At 64.4% G+C, this 19,990-nt stretch carries 14 protein-coding genes and 1 riboswitch; of the genes, 5 read left to right on the plus strand and 9 right to left on the minus strand.

Annotated elements, in window-relative coordinates; translation table 11 throughout:
* Positions 1 to 51: 51 nt before the first annotated feature.
* Genes W930_RS0103700 through W930_RS0103710 form a run of 3 tightly spaced genes read right to left on the minus strand, consistent with a single transcriptional unit; the run spans position 52 to position 2,237 of the window.
* Entirely contained in the window at positions 52 to 897 is an 846-nt protein-coding gene (locus W930_RS0103700; RefSeq protein WP_023593872.1) for a thiazole synthase, read from the minus strand.
* A 1-nt stretch (position 898) separates the two neighbouring features.
* On the minus strand, positions 899 to 1,096 hold the full coding sequence (gene thiS / locus W930_RS0103705; RefSeq protein WP_023593871.1) for a sulfur carrier protein ThiS: 198 nt from the start codon (positions 1,094 to 1,096) through the stop codon (positions 899 to 901).
* A gap of 16 nt (positions 1,097 to 1,112) precedes the next feature.
* Complete coding sequence (locus W930_RS0103710) at positions 1,113 to 2,237, minus strand: FAD-dependent oxidoreductase (RefSeq protein ID WP_023593870.1); 1,125 nt, start codon at positions 2,235 to 2,237, stop codon at positions 1,113 to 1,115.
* A 134-nt stretch (positions 2,238 to 2,371) separates the two neighbouring features.
* Positions 2,372 to 2,514, minus strand: a riboswitch (TPP riboswitch).
* 252 nt (positions 2,515 to 2,766) lie between these two features.
* Between W930_RS0103710 and W930_RS0103715 the strand changes: the two genes are divergently transcribed.
* The 3 genes from W930_RS0103715 (at position 2,767) to W930_RS0103725 (ending at position 6,856) form a co-directional block, all read left to right on the plus strand.
* Positions 2,767 to 4,536, plus strand: a complete 1,770-nt coding sequence (locus W930_RS0103715) for an ABC transporter ATP-binding protein/permease (RefSeq protein ID WP_028730794.1) — start codon at positions 2,767 to 2,769, stop codon at positions 4,534 to 4,536.
* A 94-nt stretch (positions 4,537 to 4,630) separates the two neighbouring features.
* Positions 4,631 to 5,422 carry an SDR family NAD(P)-dependent oxidoreductase gene (locus W930_RS0103720; protein ID WP_023872486.1) on the plus strand — a complete coding sequence of 264 codons (792 nt, stop codon included), beginning with the start codon at positions 4,631 to 4,633 and terminating at the stop codon, positions 5,420 to 5,422.
* A gap of 174 nt (positions 5,423 to 5,596) precedes the next feature.
* Entirely contained in the window at positions 5,597 to 6,856 is a 1,260-nt protein-coding gene (locus W930_RS0103725) for an MFS transporter (protein WP_023593867.1), read from the plus strand.
* Between the two features lie 31 nt (positions 6,857 to 6,887).
* On the opposite strand, the gene W930_RS0103730 is transcribed toward W930_RS0103725, so the two are convergent.
* The 6 genes from W930_RS0103730 to W930_RS0103755 form a co-directional block, all read right to left on the minus strand.
* Positions 6,888 to 7,808: an SMP-30/gluconolactonase/LRE family protein gene (locus tag W930_RS0103730; RefSeq protein ID WP_023872487.1), complete on the minus strand. Its 921-nt coding sequence runs from the start codon at positions 7,806 to 7,808 to the stop codon at positions 6,888 to 6,890.
* On the minus strand, positions 7,805 to 8,638 hold the full coding sequence (locus tag W930_RS0103735) for an NAD(P)-dependent oxidoreductase (protein ID WP_023593865.1): 834 nt from the start codon (positions 8,636 to 8,638) through the stop codon (positions 7,805 to 7,807). The genes W930_RS0103730 and W930_RS0103735 overlap by 4 nt, the downstream gene beginning before the upstream one ends.
* A gap of 60 nt (positions 8,639 to 8,698) precedes the next feature.
* Complete coding sequence (locus W930_RS25970) at positions 8,699 to 10,018, minus strand: MFS transporter (protein WP_023593864.1); 1,320 nt, start codon at positions 10,016 to 10,018, stop codon at positions 8,699 to 8,701.
* A 425-nt stretch (positions 10,019 to 10,443) separates the two neighbouring features.
* The gene (locus W930_RS0103745) at positions 10,444 to 11,910 is read right to left on the minus strand and encodes a glutamate synthase subunit beta (protein WP_023593863.1); all 1,467 of its coding nucleotides are present in this window, start codon (positions 11,908 to 11,910) and stop codon (positions 10,444 to 10,446) included.
* 95 nt (positions 11,911 to 12,005) lie between these two features.
* Entirely contained in the window at positions 12,006 to 16,739 is a 4,734-nt protein-coding gene (locus W930_RS0103750; protein ID WP_023872488.1) for a glutamate synthase subunit alpha, read from the minus strand.
* Positions 16,740 to 17,118: 379 nt separating this feature from the next.
* Positions 17,119 to 17,820, minus strand: coding sequence for a transposase (locus W930_RS0103755; protein ID WP_023593861.1), 702 nt, complete (start codon positions 17,818 to 17,820; stop codon positions 17,119 to 17,121).
* Positions 17,821 to 18,017: 197 nt separating this feature from the next.
* On the opposite strand from W930_RS0103755, the gene W930_RS0103760 reads away from it, so the two are divergent.
* Both W930_RS0103760 and W930_RS0103765 read left to right on the plus strand, forming a co-directional pair.
* Positions 18,018 to 18,866, plus strand: coding sequence for an OmpW family protein (locus W930_RS0103760; protein ID WP_023593860.1), 849 nt, complete (start codon positions 18,018 to 18,020; stop codon positions 18,864 to 18,866).
* Positions 18,867 to 19,133: 267 nt separating this feature from the next.
* Positions 19,134 to 19,883, plus strand: coding sequence for an OmpW family protein (locus tag W930_RS0103765; RefSeq protein WP_023593859.1), 750 nt, complete (start codon positions 19,134 to 19,136; stop codon positions 19,881 to 19,883).
* The last annotated feature ends 107 nt before the right edge of the window (positions 19,884 to 19,990 follow it).

Raw genomic sequence — 19,990 nt, forward strand, 5'->3', positions numbered from 1 at the left:
TTCCTTGAATGTCGATCGATGCGCGCCGATGGCGGCGAGGCTCGCGGGCGCTCAGGCGCCCGTCTGATGCCAGAACGGCACGCCCACGACCGGCGTGCTGGCCTGCGCACTCTCGCGCTCGGCCATCGGTCCGGCGAGCCACGCGGCGCGGCCTGCCCGGATCGCGGCGGCGAACGCGCCGGCCATCTCCACAGGTTGCGCGGCGAGCGCCACGGCCGTGTTGAGCAATACGCCATCGTAGCCCCACTCCATCACCTGGCACGCGTGCGACGGCAGGCCGAGGCCGGCGTCGACGATGAGCGGCGTGTCCGGCAGGCGGTCGCGCAGCAGGCGCAGGCCGTAAGGATTGATCACGCCCTTGCCCGTGCCGATGGGCGCGCCCCACGGCATGAGCGCCTGGCAGCCCACGTCGAGCAAACGGCGGCAGAGCACCAGATCCTCCGTGCAGTAGGGCAGCACCTTGAAGCCGTCGCGAATCAGTTGTTCGGCGGCCGTCACCAGGCCGAACGGATCGGGCTGGAGCGTGTAGTCGTCGCCAATGAGTTCGAGCTTGATCCAGTCGGTCTCGAAGACTTCGCGCGCCATTTGCGCCGTTGTCACCGCTTCCTGCACCGAATGGCAGCCGGCGGTGTTGGGCAGCACCGGCACCGCGAGGCGGCGCAGCGTCTCCCAGAAATGCCCTTCCGACGCCTGTGCGCCCGTGCCCGACAACTGGCGGCGCAATGCCACCGTGACCATGCCCGGCCGGGCGGCGTCGATCGAGTCGTTGAGCGCCTGCAGCGACGGATAACGGGCGGTGCCCAGCAGGAAACGGCTGCCGAAACGGGTGTCGTAGAGCGTGAGCGCGTCTCGCGCGCTGCCGGCCGCCACGTTGGCGGATTCGGTGAATGCGTTCATGTCAGCCTCCGGCGACCGGTTGCACAACGTCGATCTTGTCGCCCTGCGCGAGCACGCGCGCGGTGTATTGCGTCTTGGGCACGAATTGTCCGTTGATAGCCGCCGCAAACGGCGGCTTCGCGCCATAGGCGTTCAACGCCTCGGCCAACGTCGCGGTCTCGGCCACGCTCAGTGTCTGTTGATTGATATGGATATCCATCTCGTACGGCTCCCTCTCATGCCTGGCGGAACAGGTCCGGCCACGGCCGGCTCGCTCGCCACGTCTCCCAGTCGAACGCCTGCCCCGACGGCGCGCTCGTTGTTTGCATCAATGCCTGTGCCAGCGCGCAAGCCTCTCCCGTCACCGCAGGCGCGAGCAGATAGCCGTGACGGTAAAGTCCGTTCACGCGCATCAGCCGGGCGCCGTCCCACTGCACGCGGGGCAGATGGTCCGGCAGCGCCGGGCGACAGTTCACATTGAGTTCCACGATGCGCGCCTCGCCGAATGCCGGGTTCAGCGAATGCGCCGCCGACAGCAGCTCGAGCGCCGAGCGTACGGTCATCGGTGACATGTCCTCCGATTCCAGCTCGGTCGCGCCAATCACGTACAGATCGTTTTCCTTTGGCGCGATATAGATCGGATAGCGCGGGTGCAGCAGGCGTACCGGTCGCCGCAGCCCGATGCCCGGCGCGTGAATGCGCGCCACTTCACCGCGAACGCCGCGCAGTTGCGTCAATGCTGTACGCGCACCGAGCCCGCGGCAATCGATGACGAGCCCCGCCTGCGGATACGCGCCCTCGGCGATCTCGGTATGCCAGTGCAGTTCCGCCCCGGCCTTTGCCAGGCCAGCCGCCAGCGCGCGCAGCAGTTGACGGTTGTCGAGCTGCCCTTCGTTGGGCAACAGCCAACCTTCCTGAAAACGACCGGCCAGCGCCGGCTCGACCTCGCCCAACTGCGGCCCGGCCAGCCGCTCCACGCCGCCGCGCAGCAGGGCCGGCGGCGCGTTCGCGCGCATGCGGCGGTCGAACATCACGGATTCGGCGCGATCGGGCTGATGCCACACGACCAGTGTGCCGTTGCGCTGGAAGAACACGGGCTCGGGCAGGCCGTCGATGAGCCCCGGCCAGCGCTCCAGGCCGACGGCTCCCATCTCGACGATGCTCGGCTCGGCCACGGCCGCTTCGGCCAGCGGCGCGAGCATGGCGGCGGCCACCCAACCCGCCGCGCTCGAACCGTCGGCATCGCCGCGTTCGTACAGCGCGACGCGCGCGCCCCCACGAATCAACTGCCAGGCGAGCAGACGACCGGACAGGCCGCCGCCCAGAATGGCGATGTCGGGATGCGAAATCGGGGCGCTCATACGCGCATTGCCGCGCAGGCCGTGACGGCGCGCAGGCACTCGGGAAGCCGCGAAGGTGTGTGTGGAAGGTAACGCATGGGGTCCTTTCCTCATGAAAGCAAAAGGACGAAACGGTGTCTGGACACCTTACCCCACTGGAGGAGTCGGAAACTTCCCACGCCGGTATTACCCGGGTCGGGTGCAAAGGGTCTCTCTCAGCCCCGCGTTCCTTTGTGACGCATGGTTAACCTTGTCAGTTAACCCCCGCGTCCGACACGGAGCACCCCTGTTTCGCCCGCAGCCATTACAACATAGATGCCGACGCCCGTGCAAGCTGGCCTCCCGGGCGGTTGCACGCTCATCGCGTCTCGTTTTTTGACGAATCCCCCGGGCCTTGTAACAACGCGTAAACTGAATTTCGATGTGACGCGCGTTTCGGGCCGCAAATCGTGCAACGCAGCATCCTGAACAACGGTCAAACGAACCGTTTCTCCCATAACAAATTGGCTCCTTGCGGCAATGCCGCCCGACGATCATGGTCCACACGCCGATGTCCTCCGCGTCGCCCGACGTCCCGCCGCCGGACGATCCGGCCACCCCCGCCCCCACCCCGCCGAAGCACCCGAGCGCCTGGCAACTGATCCGCCCCTACTGGGTGTCGGAAAAGCGTTGGGAAGGCCGCCGGCTGCTGGCACTCGTCGTCGTGCTCAATCTGGCCGTGGTGTTCATCAACGTGCGGCTCAACGCGTGGAACGCCAGCTTTTACGACGCGCTGGACAAGCGCAACTGGCCCGTCTTCAAGTCGTCGCTCGTCGAATTCGCGATCCTCGCCTTCAGCTTCATCATCATCGCGACGTTCCGCACGTACTTCCGGCAGATGCTCGAGATCCGCTGGCGGCAATGGGTCACCGATGCCACGCTCACGAAGTGGTTCGCGCATCAGGCGTACTACCGCATCGAGCGCGATCACCTGACCGACAACCCCGACCAGCGCGTATCGGAAGACATTCGCACGCTGGTGAGTTCCTCGCTCGCGCTGTCGCTCGACCTGCTCACCACGCTCGTCTCGCTGTTCTCGTTCGTGACGATCCTCTGGACGATCTCGGGCGCGGTGTCGTTCGCGCTCGCCGGCATGAACGTGACGATTCCCGGCTACATGGTGTGGGTCGCGGCGCTGTATGCGCTCGTGGGCTCGTTCTTCATCTTCAAGGTCGGGCGCCCGCTCGTGGGCCTGAGCTATCGCCAACAGCAGGTCGAAGCCGACTTTCGTTTCCTGCTGGTGCGTTTGCGCGAATCGGCCGAGCAGGTGGCGCTCTACCGCGGCGAGGGCGCCGAGCTGTCGCGCCTGAAAGCGGCATTCGGCGCCGTGCGCGACAACTGGTGGCAAATCATGGTCGTGACCAAACGACTGATTTTCGCGAACTCGATCTATGCGCAGATCGCCATCGTGTTCCCGATCATGGCGGCCGCGCCGCGCTACTTCGCGGGCGCCTTCACGCTCGGCGTGCTCATGCGCATCATCGACGCGTTCGGGCAGGTCAGCGACGGCTTCTCCTGGTTTGTGAACAGCTTCTCGACGCTGGCGGACTGGAAGGCGACGATCAACCGTCTGCGCGAATTCACGCGCGTGATCGATGCCGCGCCACGCGCGGGGGGCATCGACGTGCGCACGGCCGACCAGGCACTCGCCTTCGCGGCGACCGACCTCACGCTCACGCTGCCTAACGGCGCCCCGCTCGTGGACGCCGGCTCGTTCATCTTCGCCCCCGGCTCGCGCTGGCTCGTTCGCGGACGCTCGGGTTGCGGCAAGAGCACCATGCTGCGCGCGCTCGCCGGCCTGTGGCCGTTCGGCAGCGGGCGCATCGAGGTGCCCGCGAGCGCCCGCGTCCTCTTCCTCTCGCAGCAAAGCTACCTGCCGATCGACACCCTCAAGGCCGCCCTCGCCTTTCCTTCCGCACCCGACGCCTTTACCGACGCCGAATGTCGCGCCGCGCTCGACGCCGTGAAGCTCGGTCAGTACGGCGACGAACTCCTGAGCGTCGCGCACTGGGCGCGGCGGCTGTCCGGCGGCGAGCAGCAACGGCTCGCCGCGGCGCGCGCCCTGCTGCAAAAGCCCGACTATCTGTTCCTCGACGAGGCCACCAGCGCGCTCGACGTCCAGACCGAAGAAGCGGTGTACGAAGCGCTCCATGCCCGCCTGCCGGCCACGACCCTTGTGAGCGTGGCGCATCGCGATACGCTTGGACGCTTCCATCAGCACACCCTCACGCTGCCCGCGACGGCGGACGTCGAAAGGTCACGGGTGGTCGGCGCGGCCTGATTCGTTCACTTCATAAATATTATTGACGCGCCTGTTCCGGCGGGCAGGGGGTTTGGCATAATCACGAGCACCTCTGGCTTGCTTCGGGCACATCGTGACTACCCCCGCTTTCCCGTCCGGCCCGCGTGCCGCGCGCACCATCGTCGTGACCGGCGCGGCATCGGGCATCGGCGCCGCCATCGCGCGCCGGCTTGCCTCCCCGGATACCCGCCTGCTCCTGCATACCCGAGGCGCGTCCGACGCGAGTCAGGCGCGGCTGGCGGACGTGCGTCACGCCTGCGAGGGATTCGGCGCCCAGTGCGCCGTTTGGTTCGGCGACCTGACGGACCCGTCGGCGGGCGCGCGCCTGATCGACGCCGCGCATGACGCCTTCGGTCCGGTCGATCAGGTCGTGAGCAATGCCGGCTTTGCCATGCGGCAAAGCCTCGCCGACATCGACGACGACGCTTTTGCCCGCACGCTCGCCGCCATGCCAGGCGCCTTCGCCGCCCTGCTGCGCAGCGCCCTGCCCGATCTGCAACGCTCGTCGCAGGCCAGCGTGGTCGCCATCAGCTCGTTCGTCGCGCATCGTTTCGCACCCAATCAGGCGGGCTTTCCGGCCACGGCGGCAGCCAAGGCCGCCATCGAGGCACTCGCCAAAAGCGCCGCCGCCGAGTATGCGCGCGCCGGCGTAACGATCAACTGCGTGGCCCCCGGCTATACGCGCAAGGACGGCGGCCATTCGGCCATCGACCCCACCGCATGGCAGCGCGCGGCCGACGCCACCCCGACCGCACGCCTGTGCGAGCCCGACGATGTCGCCGCCCTCGCCGTCTTCCTGCTCGGCCCGCACGCGCGGCAGATCACCGGCCAGGTCATCCACGTCGACGGCGGCCTCACGCTCTGACGCTGACGCGCCGACACATCGATGCGCCGCGTCATGGCGGATGGCGAACATCGCACGCACAGGGACGCAGCCGCGGGGCACGGCGCCGGAGAGCGCCACCGTTTATCCGCACACGTTTATCCGCACACACGCAGCACACATAACGACAGGCACAGGATCCACCGAGGAGTTTCCATGGCATTTTTTTCCTGGTTCAACGAACTCAACACGAAGGAACGCAAGGCCCTGTATGCGGGCTTCGGCGGCTACGCCGTCGACGCGTTCGACTTCATGATCTATTCGTTTCTCATTCCCACGCTCATTGCCGCATGGGGCATGTCGAAGAGCGAGGCAGGCATGATCGCCACCAGCTCGCTGATCTCGTCGGCGGTCGGCGGGTGGCTGGCGGGCATTCTCGCGGATCGCTTCGGGCGGGTGCGCGTGCTGCAGTGGACGATTGCCACGTTCTGCCTGTTCACCTTCCTCTCTGGCTTCACGAACTCGTTCTGGCAGTTGCTCGTCACGCGCACGTTGCAGGGCATCGGCTTCGGCGGCGAATGGACGGTGGTCACGATGATGATGGGCGAGATGATTCGATCGCCGCAGCATCGCGCCAAAGCGGTCGGCACGGTGCAGAGCAGCTGGTCCGTGGGCTGGGCCGCCGCCGCGCTGCTGTACTGGTTCTTCTTCGCGGTGCTCGACGAAGGCACGGCATGGCGCGCGTGTTTCTGGATCGGCATCGTGCCGGCGCTGTGGATCACGTACGTGCGTCGTAATGTGTCGGACCCCGAGATCTTCACGCAAACGCGCCGCAAGGTCGCCGAGGGACAATTGCAGGGCAACTTCATGCAGATTTTCTCGCCGGAGCATCTGAAGACGACGATCCTCGGCAGCCTGCTGTGCTCGGGCATGCTTGGCGGTTACTACGCCATCACCACATGGCTGCCGACGTACCTGAAAACGGTGCGCGGTCTGTCGGTATTCAACACCAGCGCCTATCTGATCGTGCTGATCGTCGGCTCGTTCGTGGGCTACATTGTCGGCGCGATTCTCTCCGACAAGCTCGGCCGGCGCGGCGCCTTCATCTTCTTCGCCATCGCGTCGTTCCTGCTGGGCATGGCCTACACCATGCTGCCGATCACCGACAGCGCCATGCTGCTGCTCGGCTTTCCGCTGGGCATCGTCGTGCAAGGCATCTTCGCGGGTATCGGCGCGTATCTGACCGAGCTCTACCCGAACCACATTCGCGGTTCGGGGCAGGGCTTCTGTTACAACCTGGGGCGCGGCATCGGGTCGTTTTTCCCCATCGCCGTGGGCACGCTCGCACAGACGGGTTCGCTCGTGAAGGCGATCGGCATGGTGGCCGGCGGCGGCTATCTGCTCGTGGTGCTGTGCGCCCTGCTGCTGCCCGAGACACGCGGCAAGTCGCTCGCCACGCCTGACTTCACGCACTGATCGCGGCACGCCGCGGCTGAAGCGCCCGGCTTCAGCCCGCCACCGGAAGCGCGCCGGCATAGGGCGCTTCCGGTAACCCCTGCACCCCGCAACGCACGGCGAACACATGCCCGTCGTGCTCGTTGGCTCCCACGCCCGGCCGAATCGACGTGACGAACAGCGTGTCGAAATCGCGTCCGCCGAATGCGCACATCGACGGCTTCGACACGGGCAGCACGATTTCCCGATCGAGTACACCCGCCGGCGTGAAGCGCAGCAGGCGACTGCCGTCGTTGGCACAGGTCCAGTAGGCGCCGTCGGCATCGACCGCGGCACCATCCGGCCGCCCCGGGTAGTCGTTCATGTCGACGAACAGACGCTGCGCGCCGATGGCGCCGCGCTCGGCATCGAAGTCGAACGCCCATACGCGCCGACGCGCCGGATGCGAGTCGCTCAGGTACATCGTTCGGCTGTCGGGCGAGAAGCCGAGGCCATTCTGGGTGACCAGACGGTCGACCAGCGGCGCGGACAGCCGTCCCTCGGCGTCATAGCGGAAGAGCGCGCCAACGTCGCTCACGAGCGACATGTCCTGCACCATCGTGCCCGCCCAGAATCGCCCCTGCCGGTCGCAGCGGCCATCGTTGAAGCGCATGCCCGAGGCCGGAAACGCCGGTGCCGCGAGTCGTTGCCACTGCGATTCGGTCACGGTGTCCGATGCACCGAGTCGCGCGGCGAACAGGCCGCTCTCGCAGCCCGCCAGCAGCGTGCCGGCGGCGTCGAACGTGAAGCAGGCGATCTGCTCGGGGAACGTCCATTGCCGGTGAATGCCGTCGGCCGGCGTGACGCGATGCAACTGTCGCGCCGGGATGTCGACCCAGTACAGCGCCTGTTCGTCGGCGCGCCACAGCGGGCTCTCGCCGACGGCATGGGGCGTTGCACGCGACGGCTCGAGCCGCTCGATCGACACGCTCATGCCTTGGGCTCCATCGGCCCCATCAGCACGAACGGGCCACCCTGGAAGCGCTGCGCCCAGTCGTCCATCTGCGTGTCGGGTGCCTTCGCCGGGAACAGTCCTGCGAACTCGGCCGAGCTGTCCTGGGGACGATAGCCAAGAAAGGCCGCCTTCGTGTTGTCGACCCAGAGCGTCGGATTGTCCGACACACCGTAGACGATGGCGTGTCCCACGCGATTCGTGAACAGCGAGCATCGCACGAGCTCTGCGAAATCACGATAGCTCAGATACGTCACCATCATGCGCGGGTTCTTCGGCTGCTCGAACGACGAGCCGATGCGCAGGCAGACCGTCTCGAGGCCGAAGCGATCGAAGTAATAGCGCGACAGGTCTTCGCCGAAGCACTTGGACAGACCGTACATGCCATCGGGACGATGCGGCACGTCGGTGTCGAGCACCTCCGTCACGGGATGGAAGCCCACCGCGTGGTTCGAGCTCGCGTAGATGATGCGCCTGACGCCCTGCTTCTGCGCCGCGCTGTACACGTTGTACAGGCCGAGAATGTTCGCTTGCAGAATATCGTCGAACGGCGCCTCGACGGAAATGCCGCCCAGATGCACCAGGGCATCGACGTCCGCGAGCAACGCATGCACTGCCGCACGATCGGCGAGATCGACCTGCATCGCTTCCTCGTGAGGCGCGTCGGCGGTGATCGGCACGATGTCGCTCACGCGCACGATGTCCGCCCACTCGGCGAGCTTGCCGCGCAGTTGTTTGCCCAGATTGCCCGCGGCGCCGGTCAGCAGCAGGCGACGAAACGGCTTGGAGGGGTTGCCGGAAGTCTGGCTCATATCAGTCCTTGTTCATCGGTATATCGACCGCGAGCGTGCACGAATGCATGAACTCGCGGCTCAGGCGTTTGCCGTGCGCGCCGCATCGACACCGCCGGTGCGCGCCCGCGTCACCGGCGTTGCGGTGCCGGTGATGTGCGGCTTGACGAGGGTCCACAGGATCACGGCTCCGATCAGGTCGCCAAGCCCCAGGGCCACGAAGAACGGCGCGTAGCCCACGGCGGTCACGAACGTGCCGATCACCAGCGTGAACAGCAGGTTGCCGATGCCCGCGGACAACCCCGCGAGCCCGGTGACGGTGGCGACCTCGTTGCGCGGGAACAGATCCGCCGACATCGAGATCACGCTGATCGAGAGGGTCTGGTGCGCGAATCCGCCCAGGCACAGCAAAAAGATCGCCATCATCGGGTCCTTGACGAAACCCACGCCGCACATCGCCGTCATGATGATCGCGCCGATCGTAAACACCACGCGCTTGCCGTTGAAGATGGTCATCCGGAAGTGCCTGTTCAGCCACACGGAAATCGTGCCGCCCATCAGGCAGCCGACGTCCGCCGCCACGAACGGAAGCCACGCCGTGGCCGCGATCGTCTTCAGATCGAAGCCGCGCGCCTGGTTGAGGTACAACGGCATCCAGAATACGATCGTGCCCCACACCGGATCGGCGAAAAAGCGCGGCAGCGCGATCCCCCAGAAGTTGCGCTGGCGCACGATGGTGAGCAGATCGGGCTTGCGAGCATCGGCCGCCGCGTCGACGGCGCGGCCTTCGTTGATGTAGTCCGACTCGGCTTGCGTGAGCGCGGGATGATCGGTCGGGTGACGATAGAAGACGTACCACAGGACACCCCACACCAGCCCGAGCCCGCCCGCGATCACGAACGCCGTCTCCCAGTTGTAGCGCATGATCGACCAGGCGATCAGCGGCGGCGCGAGGATCGCCCCGACGGACGTGCCGACGTTGAAGATCCCGGCCGCGAGCGCGCGCTCCTTCGTCGGGAACCAGAACGCCGCGGCACGCATGCCCGCCGGAATGAACGACGCTTCAGCGAGCCCGAGCAATCCGCGCAGCACGAACAGGCCGACCCAGCCGTCGGCGAGCCCGTGCAGCATGCACACGACCGACCACATGACCCCGCACAGCAGGAAGCCGAGACGAAGCCCGATGCGGTCCATCAGGTAACCGGTGACGGGTGCGCCGATCGGATAGAGAACGAGGAAGGCGCCGGTGATCCAGCCATATTGCTGGGTGGTAATGTGGAGGTCCTTCATTACCGTGGGGGCGGCAACGGCAAGCGAGCTGCGCGCGAGGTAGTTCATGACCGTGCCGAGCGTGAGCAAGCCGATCATCCACCAGCGCAGGCCTTTGATCCTGAGGGCCATGATGTTGTCTCTCTCCATGAGTCTTCTGTTGCGAGTGCATGGCTCGCATGGAGAGGCATCCTACGTGAGACGATGTACGATGACAATCAAGAATTGCATCGTTTACGGATAATCCCTAGGGTTTCGAACGCTTCCTCATCTCCACCCCGACAGCTTTGAAGGCAATGGCATTCGCACATGTCGGGAGGATCAGCGCATAGGTGAACATCGATCAGAATCGCCTTGTTGTATGACATCGTATTTTTAACGATTTTCATTATCCGATCAGCACCCTGAACGCCCCCGCGCAGCGCCGCCGGACAAGAAAAAACCGCCCGGACGTTTACGCCCGGACGGTTTCTTCACAGTGACGCAGATGCCTACCTCCGCGCCCCTCCTCTCAACTTCCCCGTATTCGTGGTTTTGGCAGGCGAATGCTTTCGCTCTCAGCGCGGCAGCACCGAATGCCCCATCAGGAACTCATCGACGGCCCGGGCGCACTGACGGCCCTCGCGAATCGCCCAGACCACGAGCGACTGGCCGCGCCGCACGTCGCCCGCCGCGAACACCTTCGGCAGGTTCGTCGTGTACGCGCGCTCGCCCTCGGTGGCGGCACGCACGTTGCCGCGTGCGTCCTTGTCCACACCGAATGCGTCGAGCACCGTCTGCAAGGGCGAGACGAAACCCATGGCGAGCAGCACCAGATCGGCCTTGAGCTCGAATTCCGAGCCCGCGACTTCCTGCATCTTGCCGTCCTTCCACTCCAGGCGCACGGCGATCAGCTTCTCGACCTTACCGTTCTTGCCCTCGAAGCGCTTCGTCGCAACGGACCAGTCGCGCTCGCAGCCTTCTTCGTGGCTCGACGACGTGCGCAGCTTGGTCGGCCAGTACGGCCACACCATCGGCTTGTTCTCCTGCTCGGGCGGCTGCGGCAGCAGTTCGAATTGCGTGACGTGCTTCGCACCATGACGATTCGACGTGCCCACGCAATCCGAACCGGTATCGCCGCCGCCGATCACGATCACGCTCTTGCCGGTCGCCAACAGCTGGTTCGCCAGTTTGTCGCCCGCGTTGACCTTGTTCTGCTGCGGCAGGAATTCCATCGCGAAGTGAATGCCGTCGAGCTCACGGCCCGGCACCGGCAGGTCGCGCGGCTGCTCGGCGCCGCCGGCGATCACTACGGCGTCGAACTGCGCCTGCAACTGCTCCGGCGAAATCGTTTCCCTGGAGAAGTTGTTGATATGCGCATCGGGGGCGTCCTTGCCCACGTAGACGCCGGTGCGGAACGTCACGCCTTCGGCTTCCATCTGGCGCATGCGACGATCGATCAGCCACTTCTCCAGCTTGAAGTCGGGAATGCCGTAGCGCAGCAGACCGCCCACGCGATCGTTCTTCTCGAACACGGTCACGTCGTGACCGGCGCGCGCGAGTTGCTGCGCCGCGGCCAGGCCCGCCGGGCCGGAGCCGACGACGGCGACCGTCTTGCCGGTCTTGTGCTTCGCGGGTTGCGGCTCGACCCAGCCTTCGCTCCACGCCTTGTCGATGATCGCGTGCTCGATCGACTTGATGCCCACGGGGTCGTTGTTGATGTTCAGCGTGCAGGCCGCCTCACACGGCGCCGGACAAATGCGACCCGTGAACTCCGGGAAGTTGTTCGTCGAGTGCAGCACGCCGATGGCCGCCTTCCAGTCCTGGCGATACACCAGATCGTTGAAGTCGGGAATGATGTTGTTGACCGGGCATCCGTTGTTGCAGAACGGAATGCCGCAGTCCATGCAGCGTGCGCCCTGCACCTTTGCCTGTTCGTCGGAGAGCGCGAGCACGAACTCCTTGTAGTGCTTCACGCGTGCCAGCGGTGCTTCGTACGACTCGCTCTGGCGCTCGAATTCGAGAAAACCTGTGACCTTGCCCATGTTTCTTCAGTCGGAAAGTTTTGTGGTTACCGTGCCTCACCCGCGCGCGGCGCGCCCCGGAGCCCTCACTCCGTGGCGCCGCCGCGCGAGCGGTCTCAGGCCGCCAGTGCTTGTTTTTCGGCTGCCTTGGCCATGTCGCCCAAGGCGCGCTTGTACTCGTTCGGGAACACCTTCACGAACTTGCGACGTGCGCCGTCCCAGTCCTCGAGCAACGCCTTGGCGCGCGTCGAACCCGTGTACTGGAAGTGACGCTCGATGAGCTCGCGCAGCTGCGCCTCGTCCGTCTGGCCGCGATGCCACAACCCCTGGCTCACCGTGCGCTCCTGCTCGCCATGCGGCAGCACCGGATCGAGCGCGACCATCGCCGTGTTGCACTTGGCGGCGAACGTGCCGTCAGCGTCGTACACGTAGGCCACGCCGCCCGACATACCCGCCGCGAAGTTGCGGCCGGTCTCGCCCAGCACGACCACCGTACCGCCGGTCATGTATTCGCAGCCGTGATCGCCCGTGCCTTCCACCACGGCGGTGGCGCCCGAGTTGCGCACGCAGAAGCGCTCGCCGGCCACCCCGTTGAAGAACGCCTCGCCCTCGATGGCGCCGATCATCACGGTGTTGCCCACGATGATGTTGTCTTCGGCGTTGCCACGGAAGTCGTTGGTCGGACGCACGATGATGCGACCGCCTGACAGGCCCTTGCCAACGTAGTCGTTGCCGTCGCCCACCAGATCGAGCGTGATGCCGCGGGCGAGGAACGCCCCGAAGCTCTGACCCGCCGTGCCCTTGAGCTGCACGTGGATCGTGTCGTCAGGCAGACCGTCGTGGCCGTAGCGCTTGGCCACTTCACCCGAAAGCATCGCACCGACCGTACGGTTGCGGTTGCGCACCGGCTGGATGAACGACACGTGCTCGCCCTTTTCGAGGGCCGGCATCGCCTTTTCGATGAGTGCGTGATCGAGTGCGCCGGCCAGACCGTGGTCCTGCGTCTCGACATGCAGACGCGGCACGTCGGCTTCGATTTCCGGCAGGTGGAAGATGCGCGCGAAGTCGAGACCCTTCGCCTTCCAGTGCTCCACGCCCGCCTTGGTGTTGAGCAGGTCGGCGCGACCGATCAGGTCGTCGAACTTCGCGATACCGAGTTGCGCCATGATCTCGCGCACTTCCTCGGCGACGAAGAAGAAGTAGTTGACGACGTGCTCCGGCTTGCCCTGGAACTTCTTGCGCAGCACCGGATCCTGCGTGGCTACGCCCACCGGACAGGTGTTCAGGTGGCACTTGCGCATCATGATGCAGCCTTCGACGACGAGCGGGGCCGTGGCAAAGCCGAACTCGTCGGCGCCGAGCAGCGCACCGATGACCACGTCGCGGCCGGTCTTCATCTGGCCGTCGGCCTGCACGCGGATACGGCCACGCAGGCGGTTGAGCACCAGCGTCTGCTGCGTCTCGGCCAGACCCAGTTCCCACGGCGTGCCGGCGTACTTGACCGACGAGAGCGGCGAAGCGCCGGTACCGCCGTCATGACCGGCGATCACCACGTGATCGGCCTTGGCCTTGGCCACACCCGCGGCCACCGTGCCCACACCCACTTCCGACACCAGCTTCACCGAAATCGACGACGAGGCGTTCACGTTCTTCAAATCGTGAATGAGCTGCGCCAGATCTTCGATCGAGTAGATGTCGTGGTGCGGCGGCGGTGAAATCAGGCCCACGCCCGGCACCGAGTAACGCAGCTTGCCGATGTACTCCGTCACCTTGTGGCCCGGCAACTGACCGCCTTCGCCCGGCTTGGCGCCCTGCGCCATCTTGATCTGGATCTGATCGGCCGAGACCAGATAATCGGCGGTCACGCCGAAGCGCCCCGAGGCCACCTGCTTGATCTTCGAGCGCAGCGAGTCGCCGTCCTGCAGTTCGATGTCGGTCTCGATGACGTCGCGGCCCACGATCGAGGCAAGCGATTCGCCCTTCTTGATCGGAATACCCTTGAGTTCGTTGCGATAGCGGCGCGGATCTTCACCGCCCTCACCCGTGTTCGACTTGCCGCCGATGCGGTTCATCGCGACGGCCAGCGTGGCGTGCGCCTCGGTGGAGATCGAGCCGAGCGACATGGCGCCCGTGGCGAAACGCTTCACGATCTCCTTGGCCGATTCCACCTGGTCAAGCGGAATCGCGCGCTGCGGATCGACGCGGAATTCGAACAGGCCACGCAGCGTCATGTGACGCTTGCTCTGGTCGTTGATGAGGTTCGCGTATTCCTTGTACGTCTGGTACGAGTTGGCGCGGGTCGAATGCTGGAGCTTGGCGATCGCGTCCGGCGTCCACATGTGGTCTTCGCCACGAATGCGGAAGGCGTATTCGCCGCCGGCGTCGAGCATGTTCGCGAGCACCGGATCGTCGCCGAAGGCGTCGCGATGCAGACGCACCGCTTCTTCCGCCACCTCGAAGATGCCGATGCCGCCGACGTTCGAGGCCGTGCCCTGGAAATACTTCCTGACCAGCTCCTGCGAGAGACCGATCGCTTCGAAGATCTGCGCGCCCGTGTACGACATGTACGTCGAGATGCCCATCTTCGACATGACCTTGTGCAGGCCCTTGCCGATCGCCTTGACGAAGTGCTTGATCGCCTTCTCGGGCGTCAGGTCGCCGCCTTGCTTGCGGGCGATCTGCGCGAGCGTTTCCATCGCCAGGTACGGGTGAACGGCTTCGGCGCCGTAGCCGGCCAGCAGTGCGAAGTGGTGCACTTCACGGGCCGAGCCGGTCTCCACCACGAGGCCCGTGCTCGTGCGCAGGCCCTGTGCCACCAGATGCTGGTGCACGGCCGACGTGGCGAGCAGCGCCGGAATCGCGACCTGCTCGCGGTTCGTGAGCCGATCGGACACGATCAGGATGTTGTAGCCCGACTTCACGGCGTCGACCGCTTCGGCGCACAGCGACGCGAGGCGCGCTTCGATCCCTTCCTTGCCCCAGGCGACCGGATAGCAGATGTTCAACTCGTACGAGCGGAATTTGCCGCCGGTGTACTTGTCGATGTGACGGATCTTCGAGATTTCCTTGAAGTCCAGCACCGGCTGCGACACTTCGAGACGCATCGGCGGGTTGATGTTGTTCGTGTCGAGCAGGTTCGGCTTCGGGCCGATGAACGACACCAGCGACATCACCATGTTCTCGCGGATCGGGTCGATCGGCGGGTTCGTGACTTGCGCGAACAGCTGACGGAAGTAGTGGTAGAGCGTCTTGTTCTTGTTGCTCATGACCGCGAGCGGGCTGTCGTTGCCCATCGAGCCCACGGCTTCTTCGCCGTTGATCGCCATCGGCGTCATCAACAGCTTCACTTCTTCCTGCGTGTAGCCGAACGCCTGCTGCAGATCGAGCAGCGGCGTGGCCGTGTCATGGTGCACACCGGCTTCCTCGACCTTCGACTCGATCTCGTCGAGCTTGATGCGCACGGCGTCGATCCAGCTCTTGTACGGCTTGGCGTTGGCGAGGTTGTCCTTGAGTTCCTTGTCGTCGATGATGCGGCCCTGCTGCATGTCGATCAGGAACATCTTGCCCGGCTGCAGGCGCCACTTCTTCACGATCTTCGATTCGGGAATCGGCAGCACGCCCGACTCCGAGGCCATGATGACCATGTCGTCGTCGGTGATCAGGTAACGGGCCGGGCGCAGACCGTTGCGGTCGAGCGTGGCGCCGATCTGACGACCGTCAGTGAACGCGATGGCGGCGGGGCCGTCCCACGGCTCCATCATCGCCGCGTGGTACTCGTAGAACGCGCGGCGGTTCTCGTCCATCAACGTGTGCTGCTCCCACGCTTCCGGAATCATCATCATCACGGCATGGGCGAGCGGATAGCCGGCCATCGTGAGCATTTCGAGGCAGTTGTCGAACGAGGCCGTGTCCGACTGGCCCGGGTAGATCAACGGCCACAGCTTCTGCAGATCGTCGCCGAGCACGGCCGACGAGATCGCGCCGGTGCGGGCGTTGATCCAGTTGACGTTGCCCTTCACGGTGTTGATTTCACCGTTGTGCGCCACCATGCGATACGGGTGAGCCAGTTCCCATGCCGGGAACGTGTTCGTCGAGAAGCGCTGGTGAACGAGGGCGAGTGCCGAGACGGTGCGCGGATCAGCCAGGTCACGGTAATAGCGGCCGACCTGGTCGCAAAGCAGCAGCCCCTTGTAGACGATCGTACGTGCCGACATCGACGGCACGAAGTATTCCTTGCCATGCTTGAGCTTGAGGGCCTGGATGCGGTGGCTCGCGGTCTTGCGGATGACGTAAAGCTTGCGCTCGAGCGCGTCCGTCACCATGATGTCCTGCCCGCGACCGATGAAGATCTGGCGGATCACCGGCTCGGTGGCCTTCACGTTCGGCGACATCGGCATGTCGCGATCGATCGCCACGTCGCGCCAGCCGAGCACGACCTGGCCTTCGGCCTTCACGGTGCGCTCGAGCTCCTGTTCGCAGGCCAGGCGCGAGGCGTGCTCCTTCGGCAGGAAGATCATGCCCACGCCGTATTCGCCGGCCGGCGGCAGGGTCACGCCCTGCTTTGCCATCTCTTCGCGGAAGAACTGATCGGGGATCTGCAGCAGGATGCCGGCACCGTCGCCCATCAGCGGGTCGGCGCCCACTGCGCCCCGGTGGTCGAGGTTTTCGAGAATCTTCAGGCCCTGCTCGACGATCGCATGGCTCTTCACGCCCTTGATGTGGGCCACGAAGCCGACGCCGCAGGCGTCGTGTTCGTTGGCCGGGTCGTACATGCCCTGTGCGTCCGGCGCCAAGTACGCCTCACCCGGCAGCGCTGCTGCCGTCGCAATCGGTTGCTGTTTCTTTTCCACGAGTTACACCGTCTCTTGGCGAGGCCGCCGCGCGCATGCTCGTCGCGGTCGACCGGGTTAAGTGGGGTTGGCCGGGCGGGCCAGGCTGCGGATTCGCGCGCGTCGAAGGTCTTTCTCGGGCGTTGCCACAGGAAACCGACTCAGCGCGCACGCTTTTGCGCATCGCACCAATCGGCCGAAGTTGGAATATACGCCATGAAATTCACAATGACAAAATATTTTAATGGGGTCAGATTCTATTAAAAAACCGCACCAAAAGAAGGCTTTATTTTAATGGGGTCAGATGTATCGTGTCCAAACGGATCTCGCTGAAAAATTCCGTGATTTCAAAAGCTTGGGGAAGTCCGACAGACCAGGTGCGGTCTGTCGGGAAAGCGCCTCAGAGGGCTGAGGACACGGCCTTGCGGGGACGGCCGCGTGTGAGGGGACTCACTCGACGATTGGCGGCGAGCGCCATGCGCGCCTGATACTCGGGGCTGCCGAGCAACCAGCCCTTTTGCGTGGCTGTACGCAATGCGTCGACCTCGTGCGCGGGCAGCGGGATCGAGAACCCCTCTGCGTAAGCGCGTTGACGTTCGAACGGCGTGTTGCCCAACGCCCAGTAAAGCGCGTGGTCGGTGACCAGACTGTCGACGGTCACGCCGACGTGATGGTTGTAGCTTGACCACGCGTAGTTACCGGGTGCGTCGACCAGTCCGGCACGCACCGGGTTGAGTTCGACATACCGGCTCGCAAGCAGCAGGTAATGCTCGGCTTCGATCACGGTGGCACGATACCGGCCTTCCCACAACGTGCCGGTACGCTGGTGCCGACGGTTGAAATACAGCACGTAGTAACGGCCAACGGCCTGCAGCGTCGCGGGCAGACTGCGCTCGTCGGCTGGCGTGGCCACCAGATGCAGATGGTTCGGCATCATGCACCACGCATGGATCGCCAAACCGTGCGCACGCGCGGCATCGCGCAATCGATCATGGAAGACACGCCGGTCCTCGTCGTCGACGAAGATCGCCTGCCGGTTATTGCCACGCAGAATGACGTGCTGCGGCTGGCGCGGAATAAATAGTCGCGGTAATCGGGCCATGCGGATTCAAATGTAATGCTTTAAAGCTCGATATCACGATTCAAAAGAGAATTTCGACCGAAAAAACTCTTTAAATACTGATATCTCGCCAAACCCCGTTGATTCGTACAAAAACTCTAGATCCGACGATTGCGCGACGAAATCCCAAGCGCATAATGCATCGAAAAATAAATAAATAATCTTGGGAGGATAGACAAATGACAATTCGGACCTATCGGTCCGCGGCGTGCCTGTGCGCGCTCGGACTCGGCATTTCCCTGGCGTCCCCCGACGCCAGTGCACAGCAGGCCGGCGACAACGTCGTCAACCTCGGATGGTTCCACATCGCCCCGCAGGACTCCAGCAAACCCATGACGACCGGCGTCACGCAGGAGGGCATCACACCAGGCCTCGTGCCGTCGAGCTTCACCTCGCCCGGCAGCGGCGCCAAGGTCAGCAACGCCGATACGCTCGGGCTCGTGGTCACCCACTTCTTCACCGACAACATCGCCCTGCAGACAGTGGCCGGCATTCCCGCCAAGTTCAAACTCACCGGGCAGGGCGTCATCGCGCCGCCCGGACTGGCCGGCGCGCTCACGAGTATCGACCTGGGCGCACCACAAAACAACCCGATTGTGCAAAGCGTGCGCCAATGGAGCCCGGCGCTGGTATTGCAGTACTACTTCGGACAAGCCAATTCGGCGTGGCGCCCTTTTCTCGGAATCGGCGTGAGTTATACGTTCTTCACAAACGTCAATCTCAATCCCAGTTTTGAAGCGGCGCTGAATCAGAATTTCGGCAGCGTGCTCGCTTTTACTTCCGGTCACAATGGACCGACGAGCGTCGAAGCGAAATCATCGGCGTCGTGGCAACCGGTTTTCAATGCCGGCTTTTCCTATGCCTTCGACAAGCACTGGGTCGCGAGCGCCTCCGTCTCCTACGTGCCGCTCAAGACCACAGCGAACATCAAGATCAAGGCGCAGGATGGTACGGTGCTCTCTTCTTCGGACGCCGAGATCAAACTGAATCCGATTGTGACCTTCGTATCGCTCGGCTACAAGTTCTAAACCCAGCGTGCGGGACGCAGGTTGCGCCCAGCATATCGGACTCCGCAGTGAATTCCTAAAAGCGTGCCTGACATATAAGGGCGCGCTTTTCTTTCGTCCAGCGCTTTTTCCTAGGGGCATTCCATGAGGCGATGCATGAATACAACACCTTTAGAGCGCGGCCTCCAGACTCTTGCTATCCGCGCCTATGCACCGTCGGCATAATGGCCCTGAATTTCATTTAACGAAATTCTCGACAATAAAGAATCTTGAGCAGGAGACGAATCGATGAAGTTGAAGCATTTGACGATTGCTGCCGTGGCCATGTTGACGGCATCGGGGGCCGCGTTCGCACAGCAAGCCGGCGATAACGTTGTCAACCTTGGCTGGTTCCACCTCTCGCCCCAGGTTTCCAGTGATCCGCTGCACGTCACCGGATCGAACGTGCCGGGTCTGGCCTCACTCGTGAACAGCCGTCTCGGCAGCACGGGCGCTCAGGTCGACGACGCCGATACGGTCGGCCTTACCTTCTCTCACTTCTTCACCGACAATGTGGCCGTTGAAGCCGTGATGGGGCTGCCGCCGAAGTTCCGCCTGTACGGTCAAGGCGCCCTCGCCCTGCCGGGCGGCGGTTCGCTGGCCTCGGCCAAGCAGTGGAGCCCGGCACTGTTGCTGAAATACTATTTCGGCCAGGCCAACGACAAGTGGCGTCCGTTCGTCGGCATCGGTGCGAGCTACTTCTGGTACTCGAACATCGAACTGACGCCGGGTTTCCAGTCGCTCGCGAGCAACGCCCTGACCGGCGGCCCGGGAGGCAACACCACGGCCAAGCTGACGAACTCGTGGGCCCCCGTGTTCAACGCCGGTATCAACTACAACATGGACAAGCACTGGACCCTCGCTTTCTCCGTGTCGTACATCCCGGTGAGCACCACGGCCAAGCTGACCACGACGCGTGGCCCGATCGTGACCACCAGCGAAGCCAAGGTCAAGCTGAACCCGGTGGTGACGTTCCTGTCGCTGGGCTACCGCTTCTAAGCCACGACGGCATACGCCTGCCGCATCCGAGCCGCTCCGGCGCGACGAAAGTCGCGCCGCGCGACTCCGAAAACGCCGCCCAGTGCGGCGTTTTCGCGTTTTTTGCC

The sequence above is a fragment of the Pandoraea sp. E26 genome, assembly GCF_000681415.1.
Classification (GTDB): domain Bacteria; phylum Pseudomonadota; class Gammaproteobacteria; order Burkholderiales; family Burkholderiaceae; genus Pandoraea; species Pandoraea pnomenusa.

What these genes read in the sequence shown, in the direction of transcription:
- W930_RS0103735 (WP_023593865.1), bottom strand. Translation starts at nt 8,638, where the DNA reads ATGAGCCAGACTTCCGGCAACCCCTCCAAGCCGTTTCGTCGCCTGCTG.
- W930_RS0103765 (WP_023593859.1), top strand. Translation starts at nt 19,134, where the DNA reads ATGAAGTTGAAGCATTTGACGATTGCTGCCGTGGCCATGTTGACGGCA.
- W930_RS0103745 (WP_023593863.1), bottom strand. Translation starts at nt 11,910, where the DNA reads ATGGGCAAGGTCACAGGTTTTCTCGAATTCGAGCGCCAGAGCGAGTCG.
- W930_RS0103730 (WP_023872487.1), bottom strand. Translation starts at nt 7,808, where the DNA reads ATGAGCGTGTCGATCGAGCGGCTCGAGCCGTCGCGTGCAACGCCCCAT.
- W930_RS0103715 (WP_028730794.1), top strand. Translation starts at nt 2,767, where the DNA reads ATGTCCTCCGCGTCGCCCGACGTCCCGCCGCCGGACGATCCGGCCACC.
- W930_RS0103700 (WP_023593872.1), bottom strand. Translation starts at nt 897, where the DNA reads ATGAACGCATTCACCGAATCCGCCAACGTGGCGGCCGGCAGCGCGCGA.
- W930_RS0103725 (WP_023593867.1), top strand. Translation starts at nt 5,597, where the DNA reads ATGGCATTTTTTTCCTGGTTCAACGAACTCAACACGAAGGAACGCAAG.
- W930_RS25970 (WP_023593864.1), bottom strand. Translation starts at nt 10,018, where the DNA reads ATGGCCCTCAGGATCAAAGGCCTGCGCTGGTGGATGATCGGCTTGCTC.
- W930_RS0103760 (WP_023593860.1), top strand. Translation starts at nt 18,018, where the DNA reads ATGACAATTCGGACCTATCGGTCCGCGGCGTGCCTGTGCGCGCTCGGA.
- W930_RS0103755 (WP_023593861.1), bottom strand. Translation starts at nt 17,820, where the DNA reads ATGGCCCGATTACCGCGACTATTTATTCCGCGCCAGCCGCAGCACGTC.
- thiS (WP_023593871.1), bottom strand. Translation starts at nt 1,096, where the DNA reads ATGGATATCCATATCAATCAACAGACACTGAGCGTGGCCGAGACCGCG.
- W930_RS0103710 (WP_023593870.1), bottom strand. Translation starts at nt 2,237, where the DNA reads ATGAGCGCCCCGATTTCGCATCCCGACATCGCCATTCTGGGCGGCGGC.